The 26,189-nt window shown below is 69.2% G+C and carries 25 protein-coding genes; 15 read left to right on the plus strand and 10 right to left on the minus strand.

Features of this window, described 5'->3' with window-relative positions; all coding sequences use genetic code 11:
- The first annotated feature begins 45 nt into the window (after positions 1-45).
- Entirely contained in the window at positions 46-579 is a 534-nt protein-coding gene (ssb, locus tag PCQ86_RS19345; RefSeq protein WP_270174528.1) for a single-stranded DNA-binding protein, read from the plus strand.
- A 116-nt stretch (positions 580-695) separates the two neighbouring features.
- Positions 696-1,265, plus strand: a complete 570-nt coding sequence (locus PCQ86_RS19350; protein WP_270174529.1) for a hypothetical protein — start codon at positions 696-698, stop codon at positions 1,263-1,265.
- Here the strand turns inward: PCQ86_RS19350 and PCQ86_RS19355 are convergent.
- Both PCQ86_RS19355 and PCQ86_RS19360 read right to left on the minus strand, forming a co-directional pair.
- A complete protein-coding gene (locus PCQ86_RS19355; RefSeq protein ID WP_333489924.1) occupies positions 1,192-1,833 on the minus strand; it encodes an AMP-binding protein in 642 nt (213 codons plus the stop codon). The genes PCQ86_RS19350 and PCQ86_RS19355 overlap by 74 nt on opposite strands.
- A gap of 66 nt (positions 1,834-1,899) precedes the next feature.
- Positions 1,900-3,516, minus strand: coding sequence for a 4-hydroxyphenylacetate 3-hydroxylase family protein (locus PCQ86_RS19360; RefSeq protein WP_270174530.1), 1,617 nt, complete (start codon positions 3,514-3,516; stop codon positions 1,900-1,902).
- A 72-nt stretch (positions 3,517-3,588) separates the two neighbouring features.
- Between PCQ86_RS19360 and PCQ86_RS19365 the strand changes: the two genes are divergently transcribed.
- The gene (locus PCQ86_RS19365; RefSeq protein WP_270174531.1) at positions 3,589-4,278 is read left to right on the plus strand and encodes a TetR/AcrR family transcriptional regulator; all 690 of its coding nucleotides are present in this window, start codon (positions 3,589-3,591) and stop codon (positions 4,276-4,278) included.
- Positions 4,275-4,826, plus strand: a complete 552-nt coding sequence (locus tag PCQ86_RS19370) for an isochorismatase family protein (RefSeq protein ID WP_270174532.1) — start codon at positions 4,275-4,277, stop codon at positions 4,824-4,826. Before PCQ86_RS19365 ends, PCQ86_RS19370 begins: the two co-directional genes overlap by 4 nt.
- 533 nt (positions 4,827-5,359) lie before the next feature.
- Here the strand turns inward: PCQ86_RS19370 and PCQ86_RS19375 are convergent.
- Together PCQ86_RS19375 and mnmA are read right to left on the minus strand one after the other, a co-directional pair.
- On the minus strand, positions 5,360-7,006 hold the full coding sequence (locus PCQ86_RS19375; protein ID WP_270175468.1) for an L-lactate permease: 1,647 nt from the start codon (positions 7,004-7,006) through the stop codon (positions 5,360-5,362).
- A gap of 253 nt (positions 7,007-7,259) precedes the next feature.
- Positions 7,260-8,399 (minus strand): tRNA 2-thiouridine(34) synthase MnmA, encoded by a 1,140-nt coding sequence (mnmA, locus tag PCQ86_RS19380; RefSeq protein ID WP_270174533.1) that lies wholly within the window; start codon positions 8,397-8,399, stop codon positions 7,260-7,262.
- 149 nt (positions 8,400-8,548) lie between these two features.
- On the opposite strand from mnmA, the gene PCQ86_RS19385 reads away from it, so the two are divergent.
- From PCQ86_RS19385 to PCQ86_RS19400, 4 genes are all read left to right on the plus strand, one after another.
- Complete coding sequence (locus PCQ86_RS19385) at positions 8,549-9,523, plus strand: LysR substrate-binding domain-containing protein (RefSeq protein ID WP_088888058.1); 975 nt, start codon at positions 8,549-8,551, stop codon at positions 9,521-9,523.
- Positions 9,524-9,697: 174 nt separating this feature from the next.
- Positions 9,698-11,122 carry an FAD-dependent tricarballylate dehydrogenase TcuA gene (tcuA, locus tag PCQ86_RS19390; RefSeq protein WP_442874562.1) on the plus strand — a complete coding sequence of 475 codons (1,425 nt, stop codon included), beginning with the start codon at positions 9,698-9,700 and terminating at the stop codon, positions 11,120-11,122.
- Between the two features lie 5 nt (positions 11,123-11,127).
- Positions 11,128-12,354 (plus strand): tricarballylate utilization 4Fe-4S protein TcuB, encoded by a 1,227-nt coding sequence (gene tcuB / locus PCQ86_RS19395; RefSeq protein WP_011807152.1) that lies wholly within the window; start codon positions 11,128-11,130, stop codon positions 12,352-12,354.
- A gap of 84 nt (positions 12,355-12,438) precedes the next feature.
- Positions 12,439-13,416, plus strand: coding sequence for a Bug family tripartite tricarboxylate transporter substrate binding protein (locus PCQ86_RS19400; protein WP_011807153.1), 978 nt, complete (start codon positions 12,439-12,441; stop codon positions 13,414-13,416).
- Between the two features lie 140 nt (positions 13,417-13,556).
- Here PCQ86_RS19400 and PCQ86_RS19405 read toward each other — a convergent pair whose 3' ends face one another.
- Complete coding sequence (locus PCQ86_RS19405; RefSeq protein ID WP_047349257.1) at positions 13,557-14,042, minus strand: NUDIX hydrolase; 486 nt, start codon at positions 14,040-14,042, stop codon at positions 13,557-13,559.
- Between the two features lie 103 nt (positions 14,043-14,145).
- Between PCQ86_RS19405 and PCQ86_RS19410 the strand changes: the two genes are divergently transcribed.
- Positions 14,146-14,532, plus strand: a complete 387-nt coding sequence (locus PCQ86_RS19410; protein ID WP_041836129.1) for a hypothetical protein — start codon at positions 14,146-14,148, stop codon at positions 14,530-14,532.
- 101 nt (positions 14,533-14,633) lie between these two features.
- Positions 14,634-16,730 carry a TonB-dependent copper receptor gene (locus PCQ86_RS19415; protein WP_231403331.1) on the plus strand — a complete coding sequence of 699 codons (2,097 nt, stop codon included), beginning with the start codon at positions 14,634-14,636 and terminating at the stop codon, positions 16,728-16,730.
- 106 nt (positions 16,731-16,836) lie between these two features.
- Here PCQ86_RS19415 and PCQ86_RS19420 read toward each other — a convergent pair whose 3' ends face one another.
- The 5 genes from PCQ86_RS19420 to PCQ86_RS19440 are packed head-to-tail and all read right to left on the minus strand — an operon-like array spanning position 16,837 to position 20,477.
- Entirely contained in the window at positions 16,837-17,337 is a 501-nt protein-coding gene (locus PCQ86_RS19420; protein ID WP_270174535.1) for a GNAT family N-acetyltransferase, read from the minus strand.
- The gene (locus PCQ86_RS19425) at positions 17,334-18,050 is read right to left on the minus strand and encodes a riboflavin synthase subunit alpha (protein WP_270174536.1); all 717 of its coding nucleotides are present in this window, start codon (positions 18,048-18,050) and stop codon (positions 17,334-17,336) included. Before PCQ86_RS19425 ends, PCQ86_RS19420 begins: the two co-directional genes overlap by 4 nt.
- Positions 18,051-18,097: 47 nt before the next feature.
- Positions 18,098-19,480, minus strand: a complete 1,383-nt coding sequence (locus PCQ86_RS19430; protein ID WP_270174537.1) for a sensor histidine kinase — start codon at positions 19,478-19,480, stop codon at positions 18,098-18,100.
- Positions 19,477-20,148, minus strand: a complete 672-nt coding sequence (locus PCQ86_RS19435; RefSeq protein ID WP_270174538.1) for a response regulator transcription factor — start codon at positions 20,146-20,148, stop codon at positions 19,477-19,479. The genes PCQ86_RS19430 and PCQ86_RS19435 overlap by 4 nt, the downstream gene beginning before the upstream one ends.
- The gene (locus PCQ86_RS19440; protein WP_172209003.1) at positions 20,148-20,477 is read right to left on the minus strand and encodes a PepSY domain-containing protein; all 330 of its coding nucleotides are present in this window, start codon (positions 20,475-20,477) and stop codon (positions 20,148-20,150) included. Before PCQ86_RS19440 ends, PCQ86_RS19435 begins: the two co-directional genes overlap by 1 nt.
- Positions 20,478-20,622: 145 nt before the next feature.
- Between PCQ86_RS19440 and PCQ86_RS19445 the strand changes: the two genes are divergently transcribed.
- The 5 genes from PCQ86_RS19445 to PCQ86_RS19465 are packed head-to-tail and all read left to right on the plus strand — an operon-like array spanning position 20,623 to position 26,126.
- Positions 20,623-22,005, plus strand: coding sequence for a ferredoxin reductase family protein (locus PCQ86_RS19445; RefSeq protein ID WP_270174539.1), 1,383 nt, complete (start codon positions 20,623-20,625; stop codon positions 22,003-22,005).
- Between the two features lie 20 nt (positions 22,006-22,025).
- Positions 22,026-22,448, plus strand: a complete 423-nt coding sequence (locus PCQ86_RS19450) for a PepSY domain-containing protein (RefSeq protein ID WP_103737009.1) — start codon at positions 22,026-22,028, stop codon at positions 22,446-22,448.
- Positions 22,449-22,487: 39 nt separating this feature from the next.
- Positions 22,488-22,970, plus strand: a complete 483-nt coding sequence (locus tag PCQ86_RS19455) for a DUF2271 domain-containing protein (protein ID WP_047349248.1) — start codon at positions 22,488-22,490, stop codon at positions 22,968-22,970.
- Positions 22,971-22,984: 14 nt separating this feature from the next.
- Positions 22,985-25,162 (plus strand): PepSY domain-containing protein, encoded by a 2,178-nt coding sequence (locus tag PCQ86_RS19460; RefSeq protein WP_270174540.1) that lies wholly within the window; start codon positions 22,985-22,987, stop codon positions 25,160-25,162.
- Positions 25,143-26,126, plus strand: a complete 984-nt coding sequence (locus tag PCQ86_RS19465; RefSeq protein ID WP_270174541.1) for an FAD:protein FMN transferase — start codon at positions 25,143-25,145, stop codon at positions 26,124-26,126. The genes PCQ86_RS19460 and PCQ86_RS19465 overlap by 20 nt, the downstream gene beginning before the upstream one ends.
- Positions 26,127-26,189 lie beyond the last annotated feature (63 nt).

Raw genomic sequence — 26,189 nt, forward strand, 5'->3', positions numbered from 1 at the left:
CCCGGAACCCTTCCCTGCCGTCCGGGCTAAGCACAAGGATTTTTCATGGCATCCGTGAACAAAGTCATCATCGTCGGCAACCTGGGGCGCGACCCCGAGATGCGCACCTTCCCCAGCGGCGACCAGGTCGCCAACGTGCGCATCGCCACGACGGACCGCTGGCGCGACAAGAACACCGGCGAGAACAAGGAAGCCACCGAATGGCACAGCGTGGTCTTCAACGGCCGCCTGGCCGAGATCGTCGGCCAGTACCTGCGCAAGGGCTCCCAGGTCTACGTGGAAGGCAGCCTGCGCACGCGCAAATGGACCGACCAGAGCGGCCAGGAGCGCTACACCACCGAAATCCGCGCCGACACCATGCAGATGCTGGGCAGCCGCCAGGGCATGGGCGGCGGCTATGACGACAGCGGCTACGGCGACAACGGCGGCGGCGGTGGTGGCGGCTACGAGGCCCCGCGCCGCGCCGCACCCGCGCCGCGCCCCGCCCCCCCCGCGGCCCGCCCCGCCCCCGCGCCCGTGGCACAGCCGCCGCGCGCCGCATCGGGCTTTGACGACATGGACGACGACATTCCGTTCTAAAAAACACTTAGCTCTTGGTTGTCAACATCGGGCCCGCAGCCCAATAGCTGCGGGCCTTTTTCGTTGTTTACATCGCCTTCCTTGTTCGGTGCTGGGGCTGGGTATCGTCCACCCCCATGGTGCGTAAACAACAGAACCCATACGTGATCCGCAAGGTCGTGCTCGCTTCAGGCGAGCGCTTTCCCGTGCCCGTCGAGCGGGCCACAGGACTGCCGCTCTACAAGCCGACGCTGTACGCGCTGACCCGGCTTCGGACGAAGAACCGCGCGAGCGAAACGATCGGCCAAAGCAGCCTGGCCATCATTGTCCTGATGCGCTTCTTGAACGACCACCAGATCGATCTTGACGAGCGAATGGCAAGTGGACGGCTGTTCACTCTCTCAGAAATCGAAACGCTCGTTCGGTACTGCCGTACTTTGGTGGACGATCTGGAGCAATTGAAGCCGAAACCTCCGTCGACTCGCGCTTCGAATGTTTCTTCACTTGAACGCGCTCGGATGCGAAAACGAGGAAGGGCAACTACTCGTGAGCTGAAGACCGGCAGTGCTGGAACAAGAGGTCTCTATATCGCCAATTACCTGCAATGGCTGGTGGAGCTGAGAGCCACTGATGCTATTGTGAAACCACATCGCGGCCAGGCCGAAGCTCAGCGCCCGCGAGTCCGCGGTCGACGATCAGTACGGTAAGTGGCTGGTGACTGGACAGCTCGATGGCCCGATCGAGGAGAGGCTTGTACGCGATGACCTTGCCGTCGCGGATGCCTGCGTCTGCGGTGATGACGAGTCTTGGTGTGCAGTCCTCGATGCGAGTTGCCAGGCTGCCGCTCGCGAAGCCGCCGAACACGACCGAGTGCACCGCGCCTATGCGCGCGCAGGCGAGCATGGCGAACGCGGCCTCCGGGATCATCGGCATGTAGATGAGCACGCGGTCGCCCTTGCGGACGTTGTTCGCGGTGAGCACCGCTGCCATTGCCTGTACTTCGACATGCACCTCGGCGAAGGTGAAGGTCTCCTCCTGGTTGACCTCGGTCGACCGCCAAACGAGCACCACTTGATCGGCGCGCTGTGCGAGATGCCGGTCTACTGCGTTGTGACAGAGGTTGAGCTGGCCGCCGGTGAACCAGTTGGTGAACTCGGGTTGGGTGGGGTGAAGTGCTGTCTCGAAAGGGTGATGCCAGTCGATGGTCTGTGCTTCCCGGGTCCAGAACGCATCAGGTGATTCGATGGACTCGCGGTAGAAAGATGAGTAGTCCATGGGCGTGCCTCGCCAGGAGCGATAGAAGAGGGACAACGCCGCGCTTCAAAGGCGCGGCATCGGGCTTCAAGCGTTCTTCGGGCTGACAGGCAGCGGCACCATGACCGGCTGGCCGGGCGTGGTGCAACCCGTGTCGCAGCACTTGCCGGGCTGGCGGTTTTTGGTGATGGCACGGTTCTCGTCATGGAGGACACCGCGCTCGAGCAGGCGCTCGACCAGTTCCACCTTGCTGCCGACCGGGTAGTTGCGCCAGATTTCCTGCTTCATCGCGGCTGGCGAGCCGCCACCGTGCAGGCTGATGATCGAGTACCAGCCGCCCTGGTAGGACGCGGTGAGGTCTTCGATGAAGCGCGCCGTCTGGATGCGCTTGTCATAGGGGATGTTGGGGCTGGCTTGAAGCACCTCGGACAGCTTCGCAGCCGTTGCGGGGTTGTGATCCTCGTCCGGGCCAGGCAGCGCCACGATGAGACCACCAGAGACTTCGTGCGCGATGCGGTGCATGTCGTAAATCTGGGTCGCCAGCAGCAGCTTGCCGATGTTGCTGAAGACAGGGTCCGGCATGTACGAACCGCTGTGCTCGTCGCGGGTGGCGTAGACGCTGGCCGCCACGCCGCAAGCGTAGAAGCCTTCAGTGATCTTGATGAGCTCGACCATCGGGTCGCGCAGGTTGCTCTTCTTCGCCGGATCGAGGCCATTGGCCTCGCACATCAGCGCGCCGGCCCCGATGAGCAGGTCACCGAAGCCAGCACGCGCGCCAATACAGCTATGGCGATGGTGGGTCGCGTAGCTGTAGGTCAGGACGTGGCTGTGCTCCCAGTCGCCCGCGTAGAACACACGGTCCCAGGGCACGAACACCTTGTCGAAGATGACGACCGCGGTCGACTGGCCATACTTGCGCGAGAACAGCGCGTCGCCGTGCTCAAGCCTCTCGCCAGGGCGGCCGGCGGGCCGCGACACGATGGTGATGCCAGGGGCGTCGCAACGGACCGCGCAGCAGACCGCGAAATCCGCGTCCTCGGGGCCCATGTTGCGGCTCGGCATGACCAGCAGTTCATGCATGTAGGGGCCGCCGGTCACGATGGCCTTGGTACCGCTGATGACGATGCCCTTGCCGTTTTGCTCGACGATGTGGACGTAGGTGTCGGGGTTGGCCTGCTGGTGCGGCTTCTTGCTGCGGTCACCCTTCGCGTCGGTCATCGCCACGCCCAGCGACAGGTCCTTGTCCTGAACGTGGGCCAGGTACTCCGCGAAGCGCGCGCGGTGCTCGGTGCTGCCCTTGGCGTCGTCGAGGGTGGCAGAGACCTGGGCAATGCCGTTCAGCGCGTCATGCGCGAGATAGCGCTGCGCGCAGCCGGTCTCCTGGCAAAGCACGCGCACCGCTTCGAGCTTGTTCAGCAGGTCGCCGGCCGACTCGTTGACGTGAAGCATCCGGCTGACGACGCGGTTGCGCGAGCCCTGGGTGGCGAGTGCGATGGGCTGCAGCTCCTCGCGAAGCGCGTAGTCGTAGGTGAACGCCAGGGCATTGACTCCGGGGCGGAAGGCCGGCTCGTCGGCCACGCTCTCGACCTCGCGACCATCGACGTAGACCTTGGGCTTGTATTCCCGCAGTGACTCACGGTACTGGTCCCCCGTCATGAGGTTGACTCGGGTGGGGCTCGCTGCGGCTTCGAGAGGGGCGTTCATGATGTCTCCTGTTGAACGGTGTCGATTTAGTTTAAACACCGTTCAATTTATTGGTCAACGTATACTTGACCAATGATCTCAGCCAGCAACACTGCCCGTCGCCCGGCAGCCAAGAAGGCGAAAGCACCCAGCGGTGCCCGTCAGGCGCGCAACCAGGCGCTTGCTGATCTCCGGCGTGAACTGGTGCTGGACGCCGCGCGGTCGGCGTTCTTCGAGCTGGGGATGGAGAAGACCAGCATCCGCGAAATTGCTCAGCGTGCGGGGTACACGCCGGGCGCGATCTATAGCTACTTCGCCAGCAAGGAGGAGATGTATGGCGCGCTGCTCGCGGAGTCGCTGGACCGTCTGAACGAACATGTGCAGGCGGCGCTGGCCAAAGGACCCACGGGCGCGGAGCGCCTTCGCGCCGCAGCTGGCGCGTTCTTCGACTTCTACCTCGCCAACCCTCGAGACCTGGACCTGGGCTTCTACTTGTTCCAAGGTATGAAGCCGCGCGGCCTCACGCCAGAGCTCAATGACATGCTGAACTCCCGATTGCTTCAGGCGCTGCAGCCCACGCAGGCGGAGCTGGAGGCCTTGGGCATGCCGTCAAAGGTCGCGCTCCAGGAGGTAACGGCGCTGTTTGCCCACATCGTCGGCATCCTGGTGATGAGCCACACCGGCCGGATCAGGATGTTCAAGCAAGCATCAGTCGACCTGTTCTCGACGTACCTATCGCAGCTCGTTGACCGTGCGGCCAGAAAAGCAAAGGCGCCCAAATGAACGTCATCACAGCCTCCAATTGCGTCCTGGTGCTCGTCGACTACCAGGGGCGCTTGATGCCGGCCATCCATGACGCGGAACGGGCCGTCGCGAATGCGGTGCTGTTAGCCAAGGCTGCGCACTTGCTGGACATCCCCGTCCTGGGTACGGAGCAGAACCCTCCGGGCCTGGGGCCAAATGATGAGCGGGTCCGCTCAGCCTGTGCGCAGACGCTGGCCAAGACGCATTTCGATGCTTGCCAGGACGGCCTGGTCGGCCTGTTGGATGCGGCGCGCCCCGGCTTCACCCAGGTCGTCGTTGCTGGCTGCGAGGCACATGTCTGCATGCTGCAGACGGTCCTGGGTCTGCTAACGGCGGGCAAGCAGGTCTGGGTGGTGGAGAACGCCAGCGGCTCGCGCCGTCCGTCCGACCATGCCGCTGCGATGCACCGGCTTGGAGGATCGGGCGCCACCGTCGTTACCCACGAGATGGTGATCTTCGAATGGCTGAACGACTGCAAGCATCCGAAGTTCAAGGATGTCCTTGCGCTCGTCAAGGAAGCTGGGTAGCCAACCGCCTGAGCCGACCGGAGCGGCGCTGCCGAGAGTCGTATTTCAGCTGCCCTCCCTGGCCGGCGAGGTTGCCTGCGTTCAGTGGCAGGTTCTAGCCGAAGTGGTCGCTCAGGCGCTGCGCCACGAACGTCTCAGATCAGCCAGAAGCGGTCCATTGACCCGCCCTGCGCAACATGTCTGGGTGCCGGATCGACCGCCGCCGGACTCGTTGCTCAACAGACGCTGGACCGGAGTGCTACGGGAGCGTCGGAATACGCACCTCCCAACCCTACCCACACTTCGGCCATCCGAGGCCCATTTTGGGCAGAGTTTGAAGCGTCTGGCTGCTGAACCCACACTTGCGACCAGCGATACCGCAGCGACGCCCGTGGGCATTGGGCAAAACGGCGTATCAACAGTTCCTTGTGCTTAGAACCGTTCTGATTCGGCCTCGCACCAAGCACAACGGGCGCCCCAGGGCGCCCGTTTGCTATTGCAGTGATAGCTGCTCGCGCTGGATGGACAAGCGCTGCAGCCCGAAAACACTCAAATCAGTGCACCACCATGAGGGAGAACGGCCAGACATAGGCCTGCATCGTCACGTACAGGCCCACCAGGCAGGCCAGCGCGATGGAGTGGAAGAACACGTAGCGCAGGATGTCGCCCTCGTGGTCGAACCAGCGGGTGGCGGTGGAGGCCACGACGATGGACTGCGCGTCGATCATCTTGCCCATCACGCCGCCCGAGCTGTTGGCTGCGCCCATCAGGTTGGGCGACAGGCCCAGCTGCTCGGCTGCCACCTTCTGCATGCCGCCGAAGAGCACGTTGGAGGCCGTGTCCGATCCCGTGAGCGCCACGCCGATCCAGCCCATGAGCGTGCCAAAGAACGGGTACAGCACGCCGGTGTTGGCAAAAGCCAGGCCCAGCGTGGTGTCGGTGCCCGAATAGCGCGTGAGCGTACCCAGCGCCAGCATCAGCACGATGGTGAGCAGCGAGTAGCGCACCAGCCAGAAGGTGCGGAAGAACGTGGTGACGATGGCCACCGGGTTGTACTTCATGACCAGCGCGCTCACCACGGCCGACAGCAGGATGCCCGTGCCGGTGGCCGACAGCAGGTTCAGCGTGTAGACGGCGGCCTCCTTGTGCGGCGCGGGCACCACAGGCGGCACCTTCTCGATCAGGTTGTGCAGCCCGGCCATGGGGAAGGCCGGCGCGAAGATGCCATTGAGCCAGGCCTTGACCGAGGGCAGGCCCCAGATGAACACGAACACCGACAGGATGACCCAGGGGGTCCAGGCGGCCACCAGCGCCTGGGTGCTGTGGCGCTTGACCGGCTGCGGCGGCTTGGCCTCTGCGGCGCTGGGGTCATGCCCGCGCAGCGAGGGCGACGTCCACACCGTCTTGGGCTTCCACACGCGCAGGAAGGCCACCAGGCAGACCATGGAGACGATGGCGGCGATGATGTCCACCAGCTCTGGCCCGATGTAGTTGGACACCAGGAACTGAGGAATGGCGAAGGACACACCCGTCACCAGGATGGCCGGCCAGATTTCCATCATGCCCTTGCGGCCGGCGAAGGCCCAGATCAGCCAGAACGGCACCAGCAGCGAGAAGAAGGGCAGTTGGCGGCCGATCATGGCCGTCACCTCCATCAGGTCGTAGCCGTGCACCTTGGCCAGCGTGATCACCGGCGTGCCCAGGGCGCCAAAGGCCACCGGCGCCGTATTGGCGATCAGCGACAGGCCCGAGGCCGCCAGCGGCGAGAAGCCCAGGCCGATGAGGATGGCGGCCGTCACCGCCACGGGGGTGCCGAAGCCGGCCGCGCCTTCAAAGAACGCGCCGAAGCAAAAGGCGATCAGCAAGAGCTGGATGCGGCGGTCTTCCGTGATGCCCGACAGCGAGTCCTGCAGCACGGCGAAGCTGCCGTTCTGCTCGGTGAGCTGGTGCAGGAAGATGATGTTCAGCACGATCCAGCCGATGGGCAGCAGGCCGGTGAAACCACCGAACAGCGCCGCACGGCCGGCCATGTCGCCCGGCATGCCGTAGACGAAGACCGCCACGAGCAGCGCCGTGATCAGGCCCATGCCTGCCGCGATATGCGCCTTGATGTGGAAAAAGCCCAAGGCCGCGAGCATGACCACCACTGGCAGCGCGGCCAGTGCGGTGGAGATGACCATATTGCCCAGTGGGTCGTAGATTTGTTGCCAGACCTTAGCCTGTGCCCCCTGTTGTTGTCCCGGTTTTGGAAGGAGAAATGCCTCGCACGCCCAGTACCGGAGGTCAACCGGCTGGAGCGGCGCGGACGAGACTGTAGAAAGCCCGCCCGCGACGCAGCGTGAAAAAACCGGAGACCGATGCTGAAGCAATTTCACACCATAGCAAGGACGCAGGTCCGGCATCCCGGCTATTCGGGTATCCCCTGATGCCGCCTACACCCCCCGGGGCGGGCTTTCAGCCGTTCACGGCCGCAATCACCCCACCGCCCAGGCACACCTCACCGTCGTACAGCACGGCCGACTGGCCCGGCGTCACGGCCCACTGCGCCTCGGGGAACTGCAGGCTGAAGGCGTCGCCCTGTGCGGCCAGCACCGTGCAGGCGGCGTCCTGCTGGCGGTAGCGCGTCTTGGCGGCGCAGGCGCCTGCTGCGGGCGGATGGCCGGCAATCCAGCTCGCGTCCTGCGCATCCAGGCGGTGCGACAGCAGCCACGGGTGCTCGTGGCCCTGCACCACGCGCAGGGTGTTCGTCTCCAGCTCCTTGCGGGCCACGAACCAGGGCGCATGGTCGCCGCCGCCGCGCACCGGCTGGCCAGACGGTGCTTTCGCCCCGGCGCCTTTTTCCTTGACACCGCCGATCCCCAAGCCCTGCCGCTGGCCCAGCGTGTAGAACGACAGGCCCACGTGGCGGCCCAGCTTGCGCCCGCGGTCGTCCAGGATGGGGCCGGGTGCATGCTGGATGTAGCGGTTGAGGAACTCGCGGAACGGTCGCTCGCCGATGAAGCAGATGCCGGTGGAGTCCTTCTTCTTGGCGTTGGGCAGGCCGATGTCGGCAGCGATGCGGCGCACCTCGGTCTTGTGCAGCTCGCCCACGGGGAACAGCGTCTTGGACAGCTGCGCCTGGTTCAGGCGGTGCAGAAAGTAGCTCTGGTCCTTGGACGGGTCCAACCCCTTGAGCAGCTCGAACAGGCCCGTGGCCGGGTTCTGCCGCACGCGCGCGTAGTGGCCGGTGGCGATCTTCTCGGCGCCCAGGCGCATGGCGTGGTCCAGGAAGGCCTTGAACTTGATCTCGGCGTTGCACAGTACGTCCGGGTTGGGCGTGCGGCCGGCCTGGTATTCGCGCAGGAACTCGGCGAACACCCGGTCCTTGTACTCGGCGGCAAAGTTGACGTGCTCGATCTCGATGCCGATCACGTCGGCCACGCTGGCCGCGTCCAGGAAGTCCTGGCGGCTGGAGCAGAACTCGCTGTCGTCGTCATCTTCCCAGTTCTTCATGAAGATGCCGACCACCTCATGGCCCTGCTGCTTGAGAAGGTGCGCCGTGACGGCGGAGTCCACGCCCCCCGACAGGCCCACCACGACCCGGTGTTTTTTCATCGCCCGGCCGCCCCAAGAGGAAAAGCGGCCCCTCTGGGGGGCAGCGACCACACGAAGTGAGGAGCGTGGGGGGCATGTTTCATAGGTGTGCGATTATCCCAGCCCACCCCGGCCGGGCGGCGCCTGGGGTCAACCGGGTGTTGGAGACGATGGAACTGCGGCAATTGCGATATTTCGTGCGGGTGGTGGAGCTGGGCTCCATGAGCCGCGCCGCGTTGGACCTGAACCTGGTGCAGTCCGCGCTGAGCCAGCAGATCACCCGGCTGGAGGGCGAGCTGGCCACGCGCCTGCTGCACCGCACGCCGCGCGGCGTGGCCCCCACCGAGGCCGGGGCCGCGTTCTTTCGCGAGGCGCAGCTCACCCTGCGCCATGCCGAGCAGGCGGTGCGCGCCGCCCAGCAGGCGCGGCTGTCGGGCACCGTCACCGTGGGCCTGGCGCCCACCACCTCGGCGCTGCTGGGGCTGCCGCTGATGCAGGCCATGCGCGCGCGCTACCCCGACGTGCGGCTGCACATGGTGGAGGGCATGTCGGGCCACCTCTCGGCCATGCTGCATGCGCGCGAGCTGGACCTGGCCGTGCTGTTCGACTCGCGCCTGCACCAGGCGCAACTGGCCGGACGCACCCAGCGCTGGCAAATCCAGCCGCTGCTGGAAGAAGACCTGTTCCTGATGCGCGGCGCCGCCGCCCCGCGCCTGGCCGCCGAGGTGGCGATCACTGAGCTGCGCGAGGAGCCGCTCATCCTGCCCACCGGCCCGCACGGCCTGCGCAGCACGCTGGACACGGCCTTTGCCAGCGCGGGCATCGCGCCGCATGTGGTGCTGGAAGTGGACTCGCTGGCCATGGTGATGGCCGCGGTAGACGCCGGTCTGGGCTCCACGCTGCAGCCCTGGGCGGCACTGGGCCGCTACCCGGACGCGGCCACGCGCTTTCAGTGCGCGCGCCTCACGGGCGCACCGGCGCGGCGCGTGAACCTGCTGTGCAGCCTGCCGGACGAAGAGCTGTCCCCCGCCGCACTGGCTGCACGCGTGGTGCTGCTGGACTGTGCCCGCGGTCTGGTCACCGAGGGCCGCTGGATCGGCACCTCACTGCTTGCGCAGGCACCGGCAGGGGTTCCCGCCCCGTAGCGGCTGCTTTCGGGCGTCGCGCCCGGGCGCGCAGCCATCACCGTTCGTGATACCCCCATACCCGCCCGCGGCTGCACGGCTGGCGGGCCGCTGCCTACAGTCCACGCTCGACTGCTGCGCCCCTCGCCCCTACCGGGTGCGCCTCCACGAGCGAAATCTATGCAATCTCCCCCGATGGACACCGATGTCCTGGTCATCGGCGGCGGCAACGCCGCCCTGTGCGCCGCGCTGATGGCCCGCGAGGCCGGCAGCCGCGTGCTGCTGCTGGAATCGGCCCCGCGCGCCTGGCGCGGCGGCAACTCCGCCCACACCCGCAACCTGCGCTGCATGCACGACGCGCCGCAGGACGTGCTGGTCGATGCCTACCCTGAAGAAGAGTACTGGCAGGACCTGCTGAAGGTGACCGGCGGCCAGACCAACGAGCACCTGGCGCGCCTGGTGATCCGCGCGTCCAGCACCTGCCGCCCCTGGATGCGCCGCCACGGGGTGCACTTTCAGCCCGCGCTGGCCGGCACGCTGCACGTGGCGCGCACCAATGCCTTCTTCATGGGCGGCGGCAAGGCGCTGGTGAATGCCTACTACCGCAGCGCCGAGGCGCTGGGCGTGCAGGTGCGCTACGAATCGCCCGTGGAGCGCATCGAGATCGAGAACGGCACCTTCCAGGCCGCCTGGGTGAAGGGCCAGCGCATCACCGGCAAGAGCTGCGTGCTGGCCGCCGGCGGCTTCGAGTCCAACCGCGAATGGCTGCGCGAGGCCTGGGGCCAGAACGCGCGCGGCGAGTGGCCGGCCGACAACTTCCTGATCCGTGGCACGGCCTACAACCGCGGCGTGCTGCTGAAGCACCTGCTCGACGACCACGGCGCCGACCGCATCGGCGACCCCACGCAGGCGCACATGGTGGCCATCGACGCACGCGCGCCGCTGTACGACGGCGGCATCTGCACGCGCATCGACTGCGTTTCGCTGGGCGTGGTGGTCAACCGCGAGGGCGAGCGCTTCTACGACGAGGGCGAAGACTTCTGGCCCAAGCGCTATGCCATCTGGGGGCGCCTGGTGGCGCAGCAGCCGGGGCAGATCGGCTACTCCATCATCGACAGCAAGGCCATCGGCCGTTTCATGCCGCCGGTATTCCCCGGGGTGAAGGCCGACAGCCTGCCCGCGCTGGCCGAAAAGCTCGGCCTGCCCGCAGAGACCTTCATGCAGACGCTGAACGCCTACCACGCCGCCTGCCGCATGGGCCAGTTCGACCACACCACGCTGGACGACTGCCATACCGAGGGCCTGGCGCCCGCCAAGACCCACTGGGCGCGGCCCATCGACACCGCGCCGTTCTACGGCTACGCGCTCAAGCCCGGCGTCACCTTCACCTACCTGGGCCTGCACACCGACGACACCGCCGCCGTGCGCTTCGCCGACCAACCCAGCCGCAACCTGTTCGTGGCGGGCGAAATGATGGCCGGCAACGTGCTGGGCAAGGGCTACACCGCCGGCGTGGGCATGTCGATCGGCACGGCCTTCGGCCGCATCGCCGGGCGCAACGCCGCGCTGGCCGCCGCGGGCCAGGCTGCCGCGCACGGCGCGGTGAACGACGAGGGCTGAACACCATGCAAACCCTGAAATCCCTGACCGACGAAGCGATAGGCCTGGCCCAGGGCGGGCCCGCCCGCGTGATTCCCATCGTGCCCGCGCCGGCGCAGAGCGCCGCCGAGACCGAGGTGGCGCGGCAGATGCAGATCTGCAACGCCTGCCGCTACTGCGAGGGCTTTTGCGCCGTGTTCCCGGCCATGACGCGCCGCCTGGACTTCACCCAGGCCGACGTGCACTACCTGGCCAACCTGTGCCACAACTGCGGCGCCTGCCTGCACGCGTGCCAGTACGCGCCGCCGCACGAATTCGCCGTGAACATCCCGCAGGCCATGGCCCAGGTGCGCGGCCAGACCTACGCCGACTACGCCTGGCCGCCCGCGCTGGGCCGGCTGTACCGCCGCAACGGCCTCACGCTGTCGCTGGCCCTCGTGGCCGCGCTCACGCTGTTCCTGGTGCTGGGCGCCGCGCTGCAGGGCGGCGGGCTCGGCGCGCTGTGGGGCGCGGACCTGGGCGGCAACTTCTACCGCCTGTTCCCGCACAACCTGCTGGTGGGCCTGTTCGCGCCGGTGTTCCTGTTCGTGGTGTTGGCCTTGTCCATGGGCGTGCGCCGCTTCTGGAAGGACGTGAAGCCCGCCACCAGCGGCGCCGACGTGAGCGCCCCCGCCGCCACCGAGGCCGCGCACGACGTGCTGCGCCTGAAGTACCTGGACGGCGGCCATGGCGACGGCTGCCACAACGAGGACGACGCCTACACCCTCAAGCGCCGCCGCGCGCACCACCTCACGTTCTACGGCTTCCTGCTGTGCTTTGCCGCGACCTCGCTGGCCACGGTGTACCACTACGTTTTCGGCTGGCCGGCGCCCTACGAGGCACCCAGCATTCCCAAACTGCTGGGCGTGGCGGGCGGCGTGATGCTGGTGCTGGGCACGATCGGCCTGTGGTACCTGAACCGCACGCGCCACCCCGCACACGGCGACGCCGCGCAAAAGCCCATGGACCTGGGCTTCATCGCCCTGCTGTTCCTGGTGGCCGCCAGCGGCCTGGCGCTGTGGCTGGTGCGCATCACCCCGTCGGCCGCGCCCGCGCTGGCCCTGGTGCTGTGCCTGCACCTGGGCGCGGTGATGGCCCTCTTTGCCACGCTGCCCTACGGCAAGTTCGCCCACGGCGTGTTCCGCACCGCCGCGCTGCTGCGCCACACCACCGAAAAGCGCCAGCCCAACCCTATCGGGCTGGGCAGCGATTGATTGCTTCTAAAACCATAGCTGTTAGCGCTTGATGGATAAGCGCTAGAGCAACATTTGACTTACAACGACTAAAGGAGCCTCGCCATGAAAAAACGCACCCTGATCCAGGCCGCCGCCGTGGCCCTCACCTCCGTCGCCTGGGCCGGCCCGGCACTGGCGCAGGACTTTCCGCCGGCCAAGCCGGTCACGCTGGTCGTGGGCTTTGCGCCCGGGGGCGCAGCCGACGCGGCGGCCCGCCTGATCGCCAAGAAGCTGGCCGAGAACATCGGCCAGTCCGTGGTGGTGGAGAACAAGGGCGGCGCGGGCGGCAACATCGCCCACCAGCAGGTGGCCGCGGGCGTTTCGGATGGCACGGTGCTGCTGTTCGGCTCGGTGGGTCCGCTGACCATCGCGCCGCACCTCATGAAGCTGCCCTACGACCCGTTCAAGGACCTGGCGCCGATCTCGGGCGGGGTGTACTTCCCCAACGTGCTGGTGGTGCACAAGGGCGCGGGCGTGAAGACCCTGGCCGAGTTCGTGCAACTGTCCAAGGCCAAGCCCGGCAGCGTGGACTATGCCTCCACCGGCGCGGGCTCGGCCTCGCACCTGGCGGGCGAGCTATTCAACCAGCGCGCCGGCATCGACATGGTCCACGTGCCCTACAAGGGCGGCGCCCCCGCGCTGCAGGACCTGCTGGGCGAGCGCGTGACCAGCTACTTCGCCGCGCCGCCCACCGCCATGCCGCACGTGGAGGCGGGCAAGCTGATCCCGCTGGCCACCACGGGCCTGACGCGCCCGGCCTACCTGCCGAACATCCCCACGGTGGCGGAATCGGGCTTCCCGGGCTTTCAGGCGCTGAACTGGTACGCCTTCGTGGCCTCGGGCAAGACGCCCGCGCCGCTGCTGGAGCGCTGGAACAAGGAGATCGTGAAGGCGCTCAACGACGCCGGCGTGAAGGAGGCCCTGAACAAGCACGGCCTGTCGCCCCACCCCACCACGCGCGCCGAGCTCGCCAGCTTCATGAAGAAGGAATACGACCAGTGGGGCGCCATCGTGCGCGAGCGCAAGATCACCGCGCAGTGACCTCCCCATGAGCAGCTGCGCCGCATCCCCCTGCTCTCGCTTTGCGGAAGGAGGGGCGACGGCCAGTGACCGTGCCAAGCCCGCGCCACGGCGTCTGCTGGCTTGGCTGGCGCTGCGAGCCAAGCCCAGCGCCCTGATCCTCAGCCCGGCGTCCGCAGCACGCTGGCGTCGGTGTGGATCAAGTCCAGCGGCGCGCGCCGGCCGGCCAGGTAATCCTCGACGCACTGCAGCACCAGCGGGCTGCGGTGGCGCGCGCTGCAGCTGCGCAGCTCCTCGGGGGTGAGCCACACGGCGCGCAGGATGCCGTCGTCCAGCGACCGCCAGGCGTGGTGCGCGCCCACATTGCCCGCAAACGCAAAGCGCAGGTAGGTGATGTCATCCCCCGTGCGCGTGCGCGTGAAGCGGTTCAGGTACACGCCCACCAGCGCCGTGGGCTCGAAGTCGTAGGCCGTCTCCTCCAGCACCTCGCGCACGCAGGCCTGGATGGGCGACTCTCCCGGGTCCAGGTGGCCCGCGGGGTTGTTCAGCCGCAGCCCGTCGGCCGTGTCTTCCTCGACGAACAGAAAGCGGCCCTCGCGCTCGACGATGGCGGCCACGGTGACGTTGGGTTTCCAGCGGTTTGGCATAGCCGCGATTATCACCAGCGCATGTGGACACTTTCTGACGGCTTGCGCTGGGTCAAGTTCCGGCGCGCCCCGAACGCGCAGCGCTCGGGATAATCCCCACCCCATGCTGCAGCGCATTCGCCACCACCGACGCCTGGGCTCCGCGGTCCTCGCGGTGTTCGTGTGTGCGTGGCTGGTGGCGCTGTGGGCCAACGTGCAGGTGCGCCAGGCGCTGCCGGCAGTCGACCTGGCGCACCTGGACGTCTGCTTCGCCGCACCCGCGGGTGGCCCCGCGCCGCACGCCGACCCGGCTGCGCACGACAGCCACCATGCCGACCCCGGCTGCCTGCTGTGCATTGCCCTGGCCACACCGCCGGCGCTGACGCTGGCCGCCCTGCGCCCGCCCGCCCCGCACGTGCACCCCGCACAGCGCAGCCGCGCGCCGGCCGTGGCGGCCTGGCGCGCCCAGGCGCCGCTGCCCCCGCGCGGCCCGCCTTCCACCCACGCCTGACTGCAACCACCCGCCGGCCCATGGGGCTGGCGCCTTCCGTTGTTTGCCTGCGCGCTGATCTGCCGCCCCCGCGGCCGAGCAGCGCCGGGCGTGGATTTCTCATGACTGCATATTCCTTCCGCGCGCCTGCCTTGCGGTGCGCGCCCCTGTCCTCGCACCTCACCCCCTGCGCGCTGGCCTGCGCGCTGCTGCTGGCAGGCCCGGCCCTGGCCGCGAACGACGCCGTGAACAACGCGGCCGCGGCCCCCGAGCACACGCTGCGCGACGTGGTCGTCACGGCCGTGCACGACCACTCGCCCGTGCAGGTGGTGGCCGACCCCAAGCAGCCGCGCCAGCCCGTGCCGGCCAGCGACGCGGCCGACTACCTCAAGACCATCCCGGGCTTCTCGGCCATCCGCAGCGGTGGCTCCAACGGCGACCCGGTGTTCCGCGGCCAGTTCGGCTCGCGCCTGCCGCTGCTGACCAACGGCACGCAGCTGCTGGGCGCCTGCCCGGGGCGCATGGACGCGCCCAGCTCCTACATCTCGCCCGAGACCTACGACACGCTCACCGTCGTCAAGGGGCCGCAGACCGTCGTCTGGGGGCCGGGCACCTCGGCCGGCGTGGTGCGCTTTGACCGCGAGCGCCCTGACTTCACCGAACCCGGCGTGCGCCTCAGCGCCAGCCTGCTGGGCGCCAGCGCCGGGCGCAACGACCAGAACGTGGACTTTCAGGCCGGCAACGCGCAGGTGTACGTGCGCGTGACCGCCAACCATTCCCACGGCCAGGACTACAAGGACGGCGACGGACGGCGCGTGCCCTCGGCCTGGGACAAATGGAACACCGACGTGGCGCTGGGCTTCACGCCCGACGCCGACACGCTGCTGGAGCTGAGCGCCGGCACGGGCGACGGCGAGGCGCGCTACGGCGGGCGCGGCATGGACGGCACACAGTTCAAGCGCGAGAGCTGGGGCCTGCGCTTTGAGAAACGCCACCTCACACCCTGGCTGGCCAAGCTGCAGGCACAGGTCTACGGCAACCGCGCCGACCACGTGATGGACAACTTCACGCTGCGCACCTTCCAGCCTGGCGGCAGCATGTCCATGCCCATGGCCAGCAACGTGCGGCGCACCACCGAGGGCGCGCGCGTGGCCGCCACGCTGCAGTGGCAGCCCGACTGGCAGCTGGAGACGGGCCTGGACGCGCAGCGCAGCCCGCACGACAAGCGCAGCGGCACGCCCAGCGTGCCCTACGACAGCAAGCCCTGGATGCGCGACGCCAAGTTCGAGAACCTGGGCGCATTTGCCGAGCTGTCATGGCAGGCCCAGGCCGACACGCGCTGGGTGGGCGGCCTGCGCCTGGACCGCGCCGAGGCCTGGCGCTACCCTGCCCCGAGCGGCATGGGCGGCATGGCCCCGGCGGCCGGCGCGGACCACCGCACGCGCTCGGCCATGCCCAGCGGCTTCGTGCGCTGGGAACGCACGCTGGCGCCGCAGGGCGCGCTGGTCTACGCGGGCCTGGGGCACGTGCAGCGCTTTCCGGACTACTGGGAGCTGATCTCCCCCGGCAACAGCGCGGCCAGCGCCGGCAACGCCTTCGCCACGCTGCGCCCCGAGAAGACCACGCAGCTGGACATGGGCGCGCAGTGGAAGGGCGCGGACTGGCAGCTGTGGACCTCGGCCTATGTGGGCGTGGTGCGCGACTACATCCTGTTCGACTACACCGGCATGAAATCGGCCGTGCGCAACGTCGACGCCCGCACCGCCGGGCTGGAGTTGGGCGCCAGCCAGCGCCTGGGCACGGCGTGGACGGCGCAGGGCACGCTGGCCTACAGCTGGGGCCGCAACACCAGTGAAGGCCGCCCGCTGCCGCAGATGCCGCCGCTGGAGGCGCGCCTGGGCCTGGAATACGCCCAGGGCCCGTGGAGCGCCGGCGGCCTGTGGCGCCTGGTGGCCGCGCAGCACCGCCATGCCAACGGCCAGGGCAACGTGGTGGGCCGCGACCTGGGCGCGAGCGCCGGCTTCGGCGTGCTGTCGCTGCACGCGGGCTACCGCATCAACGCGCAGCTGAAGCTTGCCGCAGGGGTGGACAACCTGCTGGACAAGAACTACGCCGAGCACCTGAACCTGGCGGGCAACGCCGGCTTCGGCTACCCGGGCGGCGTGCGCATCAACGAACCCGGCCGCACGCTATGGCTGCGCGCGGACCTGCAGTTCTAGGCTTCGGAGGCAATTAAAAAGATAGCTGGTCGCGCTTGCCGCATGGGGCTTTCAGGCACAAAACATGCTGAAACCCTTTGATGGCAAGCGCTAACAGCTATCGTTTTTACAGTGCCTGCGCCATGTACACCGCGCCAGCGCCGTAGCTGTCCAGGTGGCGCTGCTGCGCGGCGTCCTGCACCAAGTGCGCGGCATAGCCCTGGCGCGCCCAGTAGGCTTGCGAGCCCTGCACCGACACCAGCGCCGTGTGGCGCAGCCCCGCCGCGCGGGCCCGCGGCAGCAGCCGCGTGAGCAACGCACGCGCCAGGCCCCGGCCGGCGCAGGCGGGCAGCACCGCCATGTCGTGCAGGTACAGGGTGTCGGGCGCCGGCACGGCATCGAAGTCGCCGTGCAGCGGCGTGACCTTGCCCAGCAGCGAGTGGTAGGCCGCCAGGTAGGCGGCCACGCGCCCCTCATGCTCCAGCACCAGCGAGCAATTGGCGGGGCTGGCCAGGCGGCGGGCAAACACCTCGGCGCTTTCGACGTAGGCGTCGCCGTAGCAGGCGCGCTGCACCGCCAGCAACGCGGGCAGGTCGGCCGGCGTGAGGGCGCGCGGCGCGCCGGTCATCGCTGCGGCGGCAGGGCCCTGGACGGGTGCGGAAGGTAGTCGTCCAGCGACAGGCCCTTCTCTTTCAGCAGCCCCTCCAGCACCGGCGCCAGGCGGCCCAGGCTTTCCTGCACCGCTTCGCGCACGGTATCCACCACCACCTGGGTGCTGCGCTCGATCTCGATGTTCAGGCGGTCGCCCACCTGCACGCCCTCGAACACGGTGGCGCGGCGCGTCTCGGGGATCAGCCAGACCTCGAACCAGCCCTCGGCGCGGTCCACCTCGGCCACGGTGAGGCTGGCGCCGTGGAGGGCGATGTAGCCCTTGGCAAACACGTAGCGCCGAAACGCCTCGGGCACGGCCACGCGCCAGACAAGGTTGTTCTCCAGTTCGCGGCGCTCCACGAGCGTGCCGGTGAAATCCACGTGGCCCGACAGCGGGTGGCCACCGATCTCGGCACCGTCCTTGGCGGCGCGCTCTACGTTCACGCGGTCGCCCACGGCATAGCTGCCCAGCGTGGTGATGTTCAGGCTTTGCAGCATCACGTCGAACGTGGCGCGCGTGGGCGAGAGGATCTCGGTCACCGTGAGGCACACGCCGTCCGTCGCCACGCTGGCGCCGATGGCGAGGTCCTGGCAGAAGCCAGCGGGGAATTCGAGGGTGAAGGTGCGCAGGCCGGCGCGGTCGTCGATGGCGGCGATGCGCGCGGTGGCCTGGACGATGCCTGTGAACATGGCGCGGATTCAGATAGCGGAAGACTCCGGGATTGTGCCAGCCGCACTCACGCAGCGCCGCCGCCCTCCGCCGCCGGCAGGCACAGGCGCAGCCGCGCCCCGCCCAGCGGCGAGGCCTGCGCCTGCACGCTGCCGCCATAGGTCTGCGCCAGCGCGCGCACGATGTCCAGCCCCAGCCCCGAGCCGGGGCGCTGCTCGTCCAACTGCACGCCGCGCTCGAACATGCGGTCGCGCAGCGCCTCCGGAATGCCGGGGCCGTCGTCGTCCACGGTGAAGCACAGCAGATCGCCCTCGCGCCGCACGTCCACCACCACGCGCGTGCGCGCCCACTTGCCGGCGTTGTCGATCAGGTTGCCCAGCAGTTCGTACAGATCCTGCTCCTCGCCGCGAAAGGCGCCGTCTTGCGCCTGCGGCGCCAGCTCGAACGCCAACTGCCGGTCGGCATGCAGGCGCTGCATGGTGCGCAGCAGGGCCTGTACGGGCGCCAGCACCGGCGTGCGCAGCCCCGTGGCGCGCACGGCGGCGGCGGCACGGGCGCGGGCGAGGTGGTAGTCCACCTGGCGGCGCGCGCTGGCCACCTGCTCGGTCACCAGCTGCGCCAGCGGCGTGCTCTCTTGTGCCGCGGCATTCGCCAGGATGGACAGCGGCGTGTGCACCGCATGCGCCAGGTTGCCCGCCTGGGTGCGCGCGCGCTGCACCATGTCGGCGTTCTCGGCCAGCACATGGTTGAACTCATTGACCAGCGGCTGCAGCTCCTGCGGGAAGCACCCCTCCAGCCTCGCGGCGCGCCCGCCGCGCACGGTGGCCAGCTGCTCGCGCAGCAGTTGCAGCGGGCGCAGTGCCAGCTGCAACTGCACCGCCACGGCGATGGCCAGGCCCAGCGCCAGCAGGCCCAGTGCGATCAGCAGCAGGTGGGTGAAACGCTGCAGCGGCTCGGCCAGCAGGGCCGTGTCGCCCGCCACGACCAGGCGCAGCGGCGGGGCGTCGTCCTCGGGCAGCTGCAGAGTGCGTGCCACGGACAGCAGCGCATGGCCCTGCGCATCGTGCAGCTGCAGCACGCGGTAGCCGCGCGCGGGGTAGTCGCCCGGCACGGGCGGCAGCGCCAGCACATGGTCCCACAGCGAGCGCGAGCGCGCCACCGCGGCCTGCGGCGCCGCGCCCACCTGGTCCACCTGCCAATACAGGCCCGACAGCGGCTGCGCCAGCCGCGCATCACCGGCCAGCGGCGCCACGGCCGTGCCGCCCTGCGGGGTCCATTCCACCGAGGCGCTGAGCTGGTCGAGCTGCACCACCAGTTGCGCCTGTAGCTGCTGGGTGATGTGGTCTTGGAACAAGGTGCGCAGCGCCCAGCCCGCGAGCGCGACGCTGAGCAGCATCCACGCCAGCGTGCCCGCCAGCAGGCGCAGGCGCAGAGAGCCGCCCACCCTCATGCCGTGGCGCCGGCCTCGGCCAGGCGGTAGCCCAGGCCGCGCACGGTCTCGATGCTGCCCGGCGGCAGCTTCTTGCGCAGGCGGCCCACGAAGACCTCGATGGTGTTGGAGTCACGATCATTGTCGTGCGGGTAGATGTGCTCGGACAGCTCGGTGCGCGACAGCACCTGCCCCTTGCGCTGCATCAGGAGCGAGAGCAGTTTGAACTCATGGCTGGTGAGCGTGAGCGGCTGGCCGTCCACCAGCACGCGCGCCTGGCGCGTGTCCAGCCAGATCGGGCCGCACTGCCACTGCGCGCTGGCGTGCTCCCCCAGGCGGCGCAGCAGCGCACGCAGGCGCGCGAGCAGCTCCTCCATGTGGAAGGGCTTGGCCAGGTAATCGTCTGCGCCCGCGTCCATGCCCGCCACCTTCTCATGCCAGGCGGCGCGCGCGGTAAGGATCAGCACCGGCATGTTGCGCCCCGCCGCGCGCCAGCGGCGCAGCACCGACAGGCCGTCCAGCACGGGCAGGCCCAGGTCCAGCACCACGGCGTCAAAGTCTTCCACCTCGCCCAGGTAGTGGGCCTGCGCGCCGTCGCTGGCGGCTTCCACCGTGTGGCCCGCCGCGGCGATCGCCTGCACCAGTTGGTCCCGCAGCGTAGGTTCATCTTCCACGACGAGGATGCGCATCAATGTTCCTTGCGTTTGATCTGCAGCACACGTCCATCGACCGCGTCGATCTTCAGCTTGGCCATGCGGCCGTCCTGCTGCAGCAGGCGGATCTCGTAGAGGAAGCGACCGTCATCATGCTCGAACTCTACCTTGAGCACCTGGCCCTGGTACTCGCGCTCGACCTTCTCGAGCACGGTACGCAGCGGCAGCACCTGGCCGCGCTCCAGGGCCTGGCGCGCCAGGTCATGGTCGCCATGGCCGCGCTCGGCGGCCTGCGCGGCAGTGCCCGCGGTGGCGGCGGCCACCGCAAGGGCCATCAGCACGAAGGGGCGGCGCAATGCGTTCATGGGCGTTTTTTATACGTGCACGGCGATGAATGTCGCATGAACGCGGCCTTCAGCACGAGTTCATCGTGGCTTTTCCAGAATCGTTGCCAAGCCGCTCGCCACACACCCGGCGGGCCACTTGCTCAACGCACAAGAAGGAAACGCCATGCGCATCAAGATCGTCCTGGGAGGCTGGCTGCTGGCCATCACGCTGGCCTGGCTCGCGGTACTGCCGCCCGAGCTGGGCGTCTCCCCCCTTGTGGATGCACAGGGGGCGGCCACTGGCTGGTGGCAGCTGCGCCAACAGGCGCTGTATCTCTCGGGTCTGTGGAGCATCGGCCTGATGGCACTGGCCATGGTGCTGGCGCTGCGCCTGCCCTGGCTGGAGCGCCCGCTGGGCGGCATGGACCAGGTCTACCGCCTGCACAAGTGGGCCGGCATCGGTGCGGCGCTGACGGCCATCCTGCACTGGGGCGCCGATGCATCCAGCGACTGGATCAAGGGCCTGTGGGGCCGCGCCGGCCGGCCGGCACGTGACGCCGTTCTGCCCTGGCTCACCGACGCCCGGGGCTTTGCCAAGGACCTGGGCGAGATGGCTTTTTACCTGCTGCTGGCCATGGTGGCCATCACGCTGCTGACCCGGCTGCTGGCCTACAAGCCGTGGCGCTTCCTGCACCGCGCCATGCCGCTGGTGTTTCTGGCGCTCACGCTGCATACCGTGGCGCTGATGCCGCTGACCTTCTGGACGCTCCCGCTGGGCCTGCTGATGGGCACGTTGCTGGCGCTGGGCAGCCTGGCCGCCGTGTGGTCGCTGGCCGGCTGGATCGGCCGCGCACGCAGCCACGCCGGCCACATCCATGCGGTGCGCACGCTGGGCGATGGCGGCGCGGCGGCGCCCGTTGAGGTGATCTGCGCCCTGCCGGCAAGCTGGCCAGGCCACCGCGCGGGGCAGTTCGCCTTCGTGCGCTTTGATGCGTCGGAAGGCGCGCACCCCTTCACCATCGCCAGCGCACCGGGCAGCCTGGGCACCAGTGCGCAAGGCGAGTCATTGCTGCGTCTGGTCATCAAGCCACTGGGCGACTACACCCGCACCCTGGGCCGACGCCTGCAGGCCGGGCAGCGCGTGGACATCGAAGGCCCCTACGGCCGCTTCGACGGCCGGGGCCGCCACCGCCGCCAACAGGTGTGGGTGGCGGGTGGCGTGGGCATCACGCCTTTCCTGGCACTGCTGGAAGCCCGGCAGCCGGGCGCCACGCCGGGGCCCTCCAAACTGCAGCCGGTGCAGATGCACTACTGCACCCGCGACGCCGCCACCGATCCGCTGCTGCCGCGCCTGCGCACGCTGTGCGCGCAGGCCCAACCACCGGTCACGCTCACGGTGCACGGCGACGCCCAGGGCCAGCGCCTCAGGCCCCAGGACCTGGAGGCCACCCCCGGCCCGCTGGACATCTGGTTCTGCGGTCCGCAGGGTCTGGGCGATGCGCTGCACGCGCACGCCAGCGGCCCCCGCCCGTGGCGCGTGCACCGCGAGTCCTTTGCCATGCGTTGATCCACCGAAAGGAGCTTTCCATGAAACACCCGACCCCGTTGCTGGCCCTGTGCCTGGCCCTAGCAGCAGCCCCTGCGCTGGCGGACGATGACTGCGAGGCCCCCGTGCAGCACTGGCAGTCACGCGACGCCGTGATGCGGCACGCGGCCGCTCAGGGCTGGCAGGTGCAGCGCCTCAAGATCGATGACGGCTGCTACGAAGTGCGCGGCCGCGACGCCCAGGGCCGTGCCTTCAAGGCCAAGCTGGACCCCCAGACGCTGCGCGTGGTGAAGATGAAACTGCGCGATGACAGCCATGAACCTGAGCGCGAACGCCGGCGCGAGCGCGATCGCACCCCGTCCCGCGATGCGGCTCCCGCCCAGGACACTGCGGCACCCCTGACGGCGCCGGCCCAAAACCCCGTACTGACGCCCGGCACCACGCCACGCAGCCAGATCGAATGACCCTTTGAATCATCCACACGCTCTTACCGGAGAACCTCCATGTCCAGCACCAAACCCCTGCTGACCACCGTGGCCGCCGCCTGCGCGCTGACCCTGCCCGCCTTGGCACACAGCCGCGAGGTCACGCTCTCGACCACCCTCAAGAACTACGGCGGCGACGGCGCCTACCTCGCCGTCTACCTCACCGACGCCAAGGGCGCCTACGCGGGCACGCTGTGGGTGGCCGGCGGCAAGGCCAAGTACTACAAGCACTTGGCCGACTGGAACCGCCTGTCCGCCAAGGACGGCAAGCGCCTGCAGGGCGTGACCGGCGCCAGCGTGGGCGCGGGCCGCACGCTCAAGGTGACGGCCGACCTGGCCGACGCGCTGCTCGACGCGGGCTACGAGATCCGCATCGACGCCGCCGCCGAGGACATGCGCGACAGCCCGTCGGAGATCCGCGTGCCCCTGTCCACCGCCCAGGCCGGCAAGCCGCAGGCGGGCAAGCAGTACATCCAGTCGTTCACCTACCAACTGAAATAAGCGAGGGGGCATCCATGGTTTGGCGGCAGATCCACCGCTGGTTGGGCCTGGTGGCCGGCGCGCTCGCGCTGGTGCTGGGCATTACGGGCACACTGTTGGCCCTCGACCCGCTGCGCAACGCTTGGCAGGCAGCCCCCGCGGCGCAGGACCTGCCGGTGGCGACGCTGGTGCAGCGCGTGCAGGCCAACGTGCCCGGCGCGGAGGAAATCCGCCACCTGCCCTCGGGTGGCATCGTGGTGCATGCCTTTGACAACGGCCAGGCCCAGGCCCTGCGTGTGGACCCTGTGGACGGCCGCGTGCTGGGCGGCTACGAGCCCTCGCTGCTGCCACGCTGGGTGAAGAACCTGCACCGCTCCCTGCTGCTGGGCGACGCCGGGCGCATGACCGCGGCCGTGGTGGCGCTCGCCATGCTGGTGCTCTCGGTCTCGGGGCTGGTGCTGCTGCTGCGCCGCATGGGCGGCTGGCGGCAACTGGCCGGCCCGGTGCGCGGCACGCTGGCGCAGCGCCTGCACGTGCTGGCGGGACGGGTCATCCTGTTGGTGCTGGCGGTGTCCGCCGCTGCTGCCCTGGTCATGAGCGCCGCCACCTTCGGCCTGCTGCCGCTGGATGCCCTGGCAGAGCCCGACGTGGCCTCCGTACAGGGCAGCCAGGCCGCCCTGCGCGCCGACCAATTGCCCCTGCTGCAGGAGCTGCGCGTTCAGGACCTGCGCAAGCTGAATCTGCCGGCGGCCGACGATCCGCAAGACACCTGGCGCGTGACCACCGCGCAGGGCCAGGGCTGGGTAGACCGCTACAGTGGCCAGACCCTGGCCTGGCAGGACGCCACGGCGGCGCAGCGCGTACACGACTGGGCGTTGCTGCTGCACACCGGCGAAGGCGCGTGGGTATGGGCGCTGGTGCTGGGCGCCATGGGAGCCAGCATCCCGCTGTTCTGGACCACGGGCGTGGTGTTGTGGTGGCAGGCCCGTCGCAGCCGCCCCCGCATGGCCAACAACAGCCCGCTCGCGCAAGCCGACAGCCTGGTCTTCGTGGCCAGCGAAGGCGGCACCACCTGGGGCTTTGCCCAGGCCCTGCATGCCGCACTGGTCGCCACAGGCCAGCGCGTGCACACCACGGCACTGGAGCACTGGCGCGTGCCACCGACCGCACGCCAGGTCTATGTGCTGGCGGCCACCTATGGCGACGGCCAGCCGCCGGCCCATGCGGCGCGCGCGCTGGACGCCATCACGCGCCAGCCCGTCACGGGAGCGCAAGTCACGGTACTGGGCTTTGGCGACCGGCAGTTTCCCGCCTTCTGCGCGTATGCCGAGGCGCTGGAGCAGGCGCTGTGCGCGCAGGGCTGGCCCACGCTGCTGCCGCTGGAGCGCATCCATCAGCAGTCCGCGCAGGAGTTCGCACGCTGGGGACGGGCCTTGTCGCAAGCACTGGGTCTGCCCCTGCAGATCGACTACCAGCCGCGCCTGCCGCGCACGGTGGCACTGACGCTCGCCGCGCGGCAAGACTTTCCGGGCGGCGCGGGCGAACCCGCGGCCATCCTGCGCTTTGCCCTGCCCGCCCGCGGCCTGCCCCGCTTCGCCGCGGGCGACCTGATCGGCATCGTCGCGCCCGGCCAGGCCGTGCCGCGCTACTACTCGCTGGCCAGCGGCACGCGCGACGGCTTCGTGGAAATCTGCGTGCGCCGCATGCCCGGCGGCGTGTGTTCCAGCCACCTGCATGCGCTGCAGGCGGGCGACAGTGTGCAGGCGTTCATCCGCTCCAACCCGGGCTTCGTGCTGCCCGCGGGCCGCGCGCCAGTACTGCTGATCGGCGCGGGAACGGGCGTGGCGCCACTGGCAGGTTTCATACGCGACAACACGCGCCACCGCCCCATGCACCTGTACTACGGCGCGCGCCATCCCGAACGGGACTTCTACTTCGGCACCGAGCTCCCGTCCTGGCAGGCCGACGGCCGCCTGGCCGGGCTGCACACCACGTTCTCCCGTACACCGGGCGGTGGCTATGTGCAGGAAATCCTACGCCGCGATGCCACGCAGGTGCTTGCACTGATCGCGCAGGGCGCCCTCGTGCGTGTGTGCGGCAGCCGCGCCATGGCCCAGGGCGTGGCACAGGTGCTGGATGCGCTGCTGGGCCCGCAGGGCCAGAGCCTGGCGCAACTGAAAGAGCAGGGACGCTATGCCGAAGACCTGTTCTGACCCGCGGCGGCTGGCGCTGCATGGCCCCACCATGGGCACGCGCTGGTCGGTTACCTGCGATGCGGCGCCAGACACCGATGTGCAGGCGCTGCAAACCGCGCTGGCCGCCGCCGTGCAACTCGTGGATGTGCAGATGTCGCCCTGGCTGCCGGGCAGCGATCTCAACCGCTTGAACCACGCCCCCGTGGGGGCCTGGGTCACGCTGCCCGCTGAAATCCTGGAAGTATTGGTCTGCGCGCTGGACGTCTGCCGCCTGAGTGCGTGCGCCTTCGACCCGGCCGCGGGTGCGCTGGTCGATGCCTGGGGCTTTGGAGCGGTGCGCGACGCTCCCGACGCCAAGGCGATCCGCACAGCCACCAGCGCGGCACCTGTCGCGCGCACCCCCACGTACGAGGCGCTGGAGCTGGACAGCGGCATGCTGCGCGCCCGCAAGCACGCACCCGTGCACCTGGACCTGTGCGGGATCGCCAAGGGCTACGCCGTGGACCGCATGGCCGACGTGCTGCGGCAGAACGGCGTGCCGCACGCCCTGGTGGCGCTGGACGGCGAGCTGCGCGCCGTGGGCGGCCAGGCCGATGGCCAACCCTGGGCCGTCGCGGTGGAAAGCCCCGAGACCGGCCGCCGCGCCGTGCACAGCGTGGTCGAACTGCAGGACCTGGCTGTGGCGACCTCGGGTGACTACCGGCACTATCTCCGGGTAGGCGACGCACGGCTGGCGCACACCATGGACACGCGCCGTGGCGCCCCCGTGCGCAACGAAGTCGCCTCTGTCACCGTGTTGGCGCGCCAGTGCATGCACGCCGACGCCTGGGCCACCGCGCTGCTGGTGGCCGGCCCTGGCGAAGGGCTGGCGCTGGCCCAGCGCATGGGGCTGGAGGTGCTGTGGATGCTGAGGCGCGGCAACGGACTGGTCACGCTGGGGCTGGGCCGGTTCGGCTCGGGCGCACCGGCGAGCGGGGTATGAACGGCAGGTGAATCCAGCGTTCAGCACTGATTCACCGCCTCCCGCGCAGACTGCAGGCACAGT

The organism is Diaphorobacter sp. ED-3, from assembly GCF_027625375.1.
GTDB lineage: Bacteria > Pseudomonadota > Gammaproteobacteria > Burkholderiales > Burkholderiaceae_C > Diaphorobacter > Diaphorobacter nitroreducens.

What these genes read in the sequence shown, in the direction of transcription:
- PCQ86_RS19430 (WP_270174537.1), bottom strand. Translation starts at nt 19,480, where the DNA reads ATGAGGGTGGGCGGCTCTCTGCGCCTGCGCCTGCTGGCGGGCACGCTG.
- PCQ86_RS19420 (WP_270174535.1), bottom strand. Translation starts at nt 17,337, where the DNA reads ATGACCGGCGCGCCGCGCGCCCTCACGCCGGCCGACCTGCCCGCGTTG.
- PCQ86_RS19405 (WP_047349257.1), bottom strand. Translation starts at nt 14,042, where the DNA reads ATGCCAAACCGCTGGAAACCCAACGTCACCGTGGCCGCCATCGTCGAG.
- PCQ86_RS19440 (WP_172209003.1), bottom strand. Translation starts at nt 20,477, where the DNA reads ATGAACGCATTGCGCCGCCCCTTCGTGCTGATGGCCCTTGCGGTGGCC.
- ssb (WP_270174528.1), top strand. Translation starts at nt 46, where the DNA reads ATGGCATCCGTGAACAAAGTCATCATCGTCGGCAACCTGGGGCGCGAC.
- PCQ86_RS19450 (WP_103737009.1), top strand. Translation starts at nt 22,026, where the DNA reads ATGAAACACCCGACCCCGTTGCTGGCCCTGTGCCTGGCCCTAGCAGCA.
- PCQ86_RS19370 (WP_270174532.1), top strand. Translation starts at nt 4,275, where the DNA reads ATGAACGTCATCACAGCCTCCAATTGCGTCCTGGTGCTCGTCGACTAC.
- PCQ86_RS19425 (WP_270174536.1), bottom strand. Translation starts at nt 18,050, where the DNA reads ATGTTCACAGGCATCGTCCAGGCCACCGCGCGCATCGCCGCCATCGAC.
- PCQ86_RS19400 (WP_011807153.1), top strand. Translation starts at nt 12,439, where the DNA reads ATGAAAAAACGCACCCTGATCCAGGCCGCCGCCGTGGCCCTCACCTCC.
- PCQ86_RS19410 (WP_041836129.1), top strand. Translation starts at nt 14,146, where the DNA reads ATGCTGCAGCGCATTCGCCACCACCGACGCCTGGGCTCCGCGGTCCTC.
- PCQ86_RS19460 (WP_270174540.1), top strand. Translation starts at nt 22,985, where the DNA reads ATGGTTTGGCGGCAGATCCACCGCTGGTTGGGCCTGGTGGCCGGCGCG.
- PCQ86_RS19360 (WP_270174530.1), bottom strand. Translation starts at nt 3,516, where the DNA reads ATGAACGCCCCTCTCGAAGCCGCAGCGAGCCCCACCCGAGTCAACCTC.
- PCQ86_RS19365 (WP_270174531.1), top strand. Translation starts at nt 3,589, where the DNA reads ATGATCTCAGCCAGCAACACTGCCCGTCGCCCGGCAGCCAAGAAGGCG.
- PCQ86_RS19435 (WP_270174538.1), bottom strand. Translation starts at nt 20,148, where the DNA reads ATGCGCATCCTCGTCGTGGAAGATGAACCTACGCTGCGGGACCAACTG.
- PCQ86_RS19455 (WP_047349248.1), top strand. Translation starts at nt 22,488, where the DNA reads ATGTCCAGCACCAAACCCCTGCTGACCACCGTGGCCGCCGCCTGCGCG.
- PCQ86_RS19355 (WP_333489924.1), bottom strand. Translation starts at nt 1,833, where the DNA reads ATGGACTACTCATCTTTCTACCGCGAGTCCATCGAATCACCTGATGCG.
- mnmA (WP_270174533.1), bottom strand. Translation starts at nt 8,399, where the DNA reads ATGAAAAAACACCGGGTCGTGGTGGGCCTGTCGGGGGGCGTGGACTCC.
- PCQ86_RS19385 (WP_088888058.1), top strand. Translation starts at nt 8,549, where the DNA reads ATGGAACTGCGGCAATTGCGATATTTCGTGCGGGTGGTGGAGCTGGGC.
- PCQ86_RS19445 (WP_270174539.1), top strand. Translation starts at nt 20,623, where the DNA reads ATGCGCATCAAGATCGTCCTGGGAGGCTGGCTGCTGGCCATCACGCTG.
- PCQ86_RS19350 (WP_270174529.1), top strand. Translation starts at nt 696, where the DNA reads ATGGTGCGTAAACAACAGAACCCATACGTGATCCGCAAGGTCGTGCTC.
- PCQ86_RS19415 (WP_231403331.1), top strand. Translation starts at nt 14,634, where the DNA reads ATGACTGCATATTCCTTCCGCGCGCCTGCCTTGCGGTGCGCGCCCCTG.
- tcuB (WP_011807152.1), top strand. Translation starts at nt 11,128, where the DNA reads ATGCAAACCCTGAAATCCCTGACCGACGAAGCGATAGGCCTGGCCCAG.
- tcuA (WP_442874562.1), top strand. Translation starts at nt 9,698, where the DNA reads ATGGACACCGATGTCCTGGTCATCGGCGGCGGCAACGCCGCCCTGTGC.
- PCQ86_RS19465 (WP_270174541.1), top strand. Translation starts at nt 25,143, where the DNA reads ATGCCGAAGACCTGTTCTGACCCGCGGCGGCTGGCGCTGCATGGCCCC.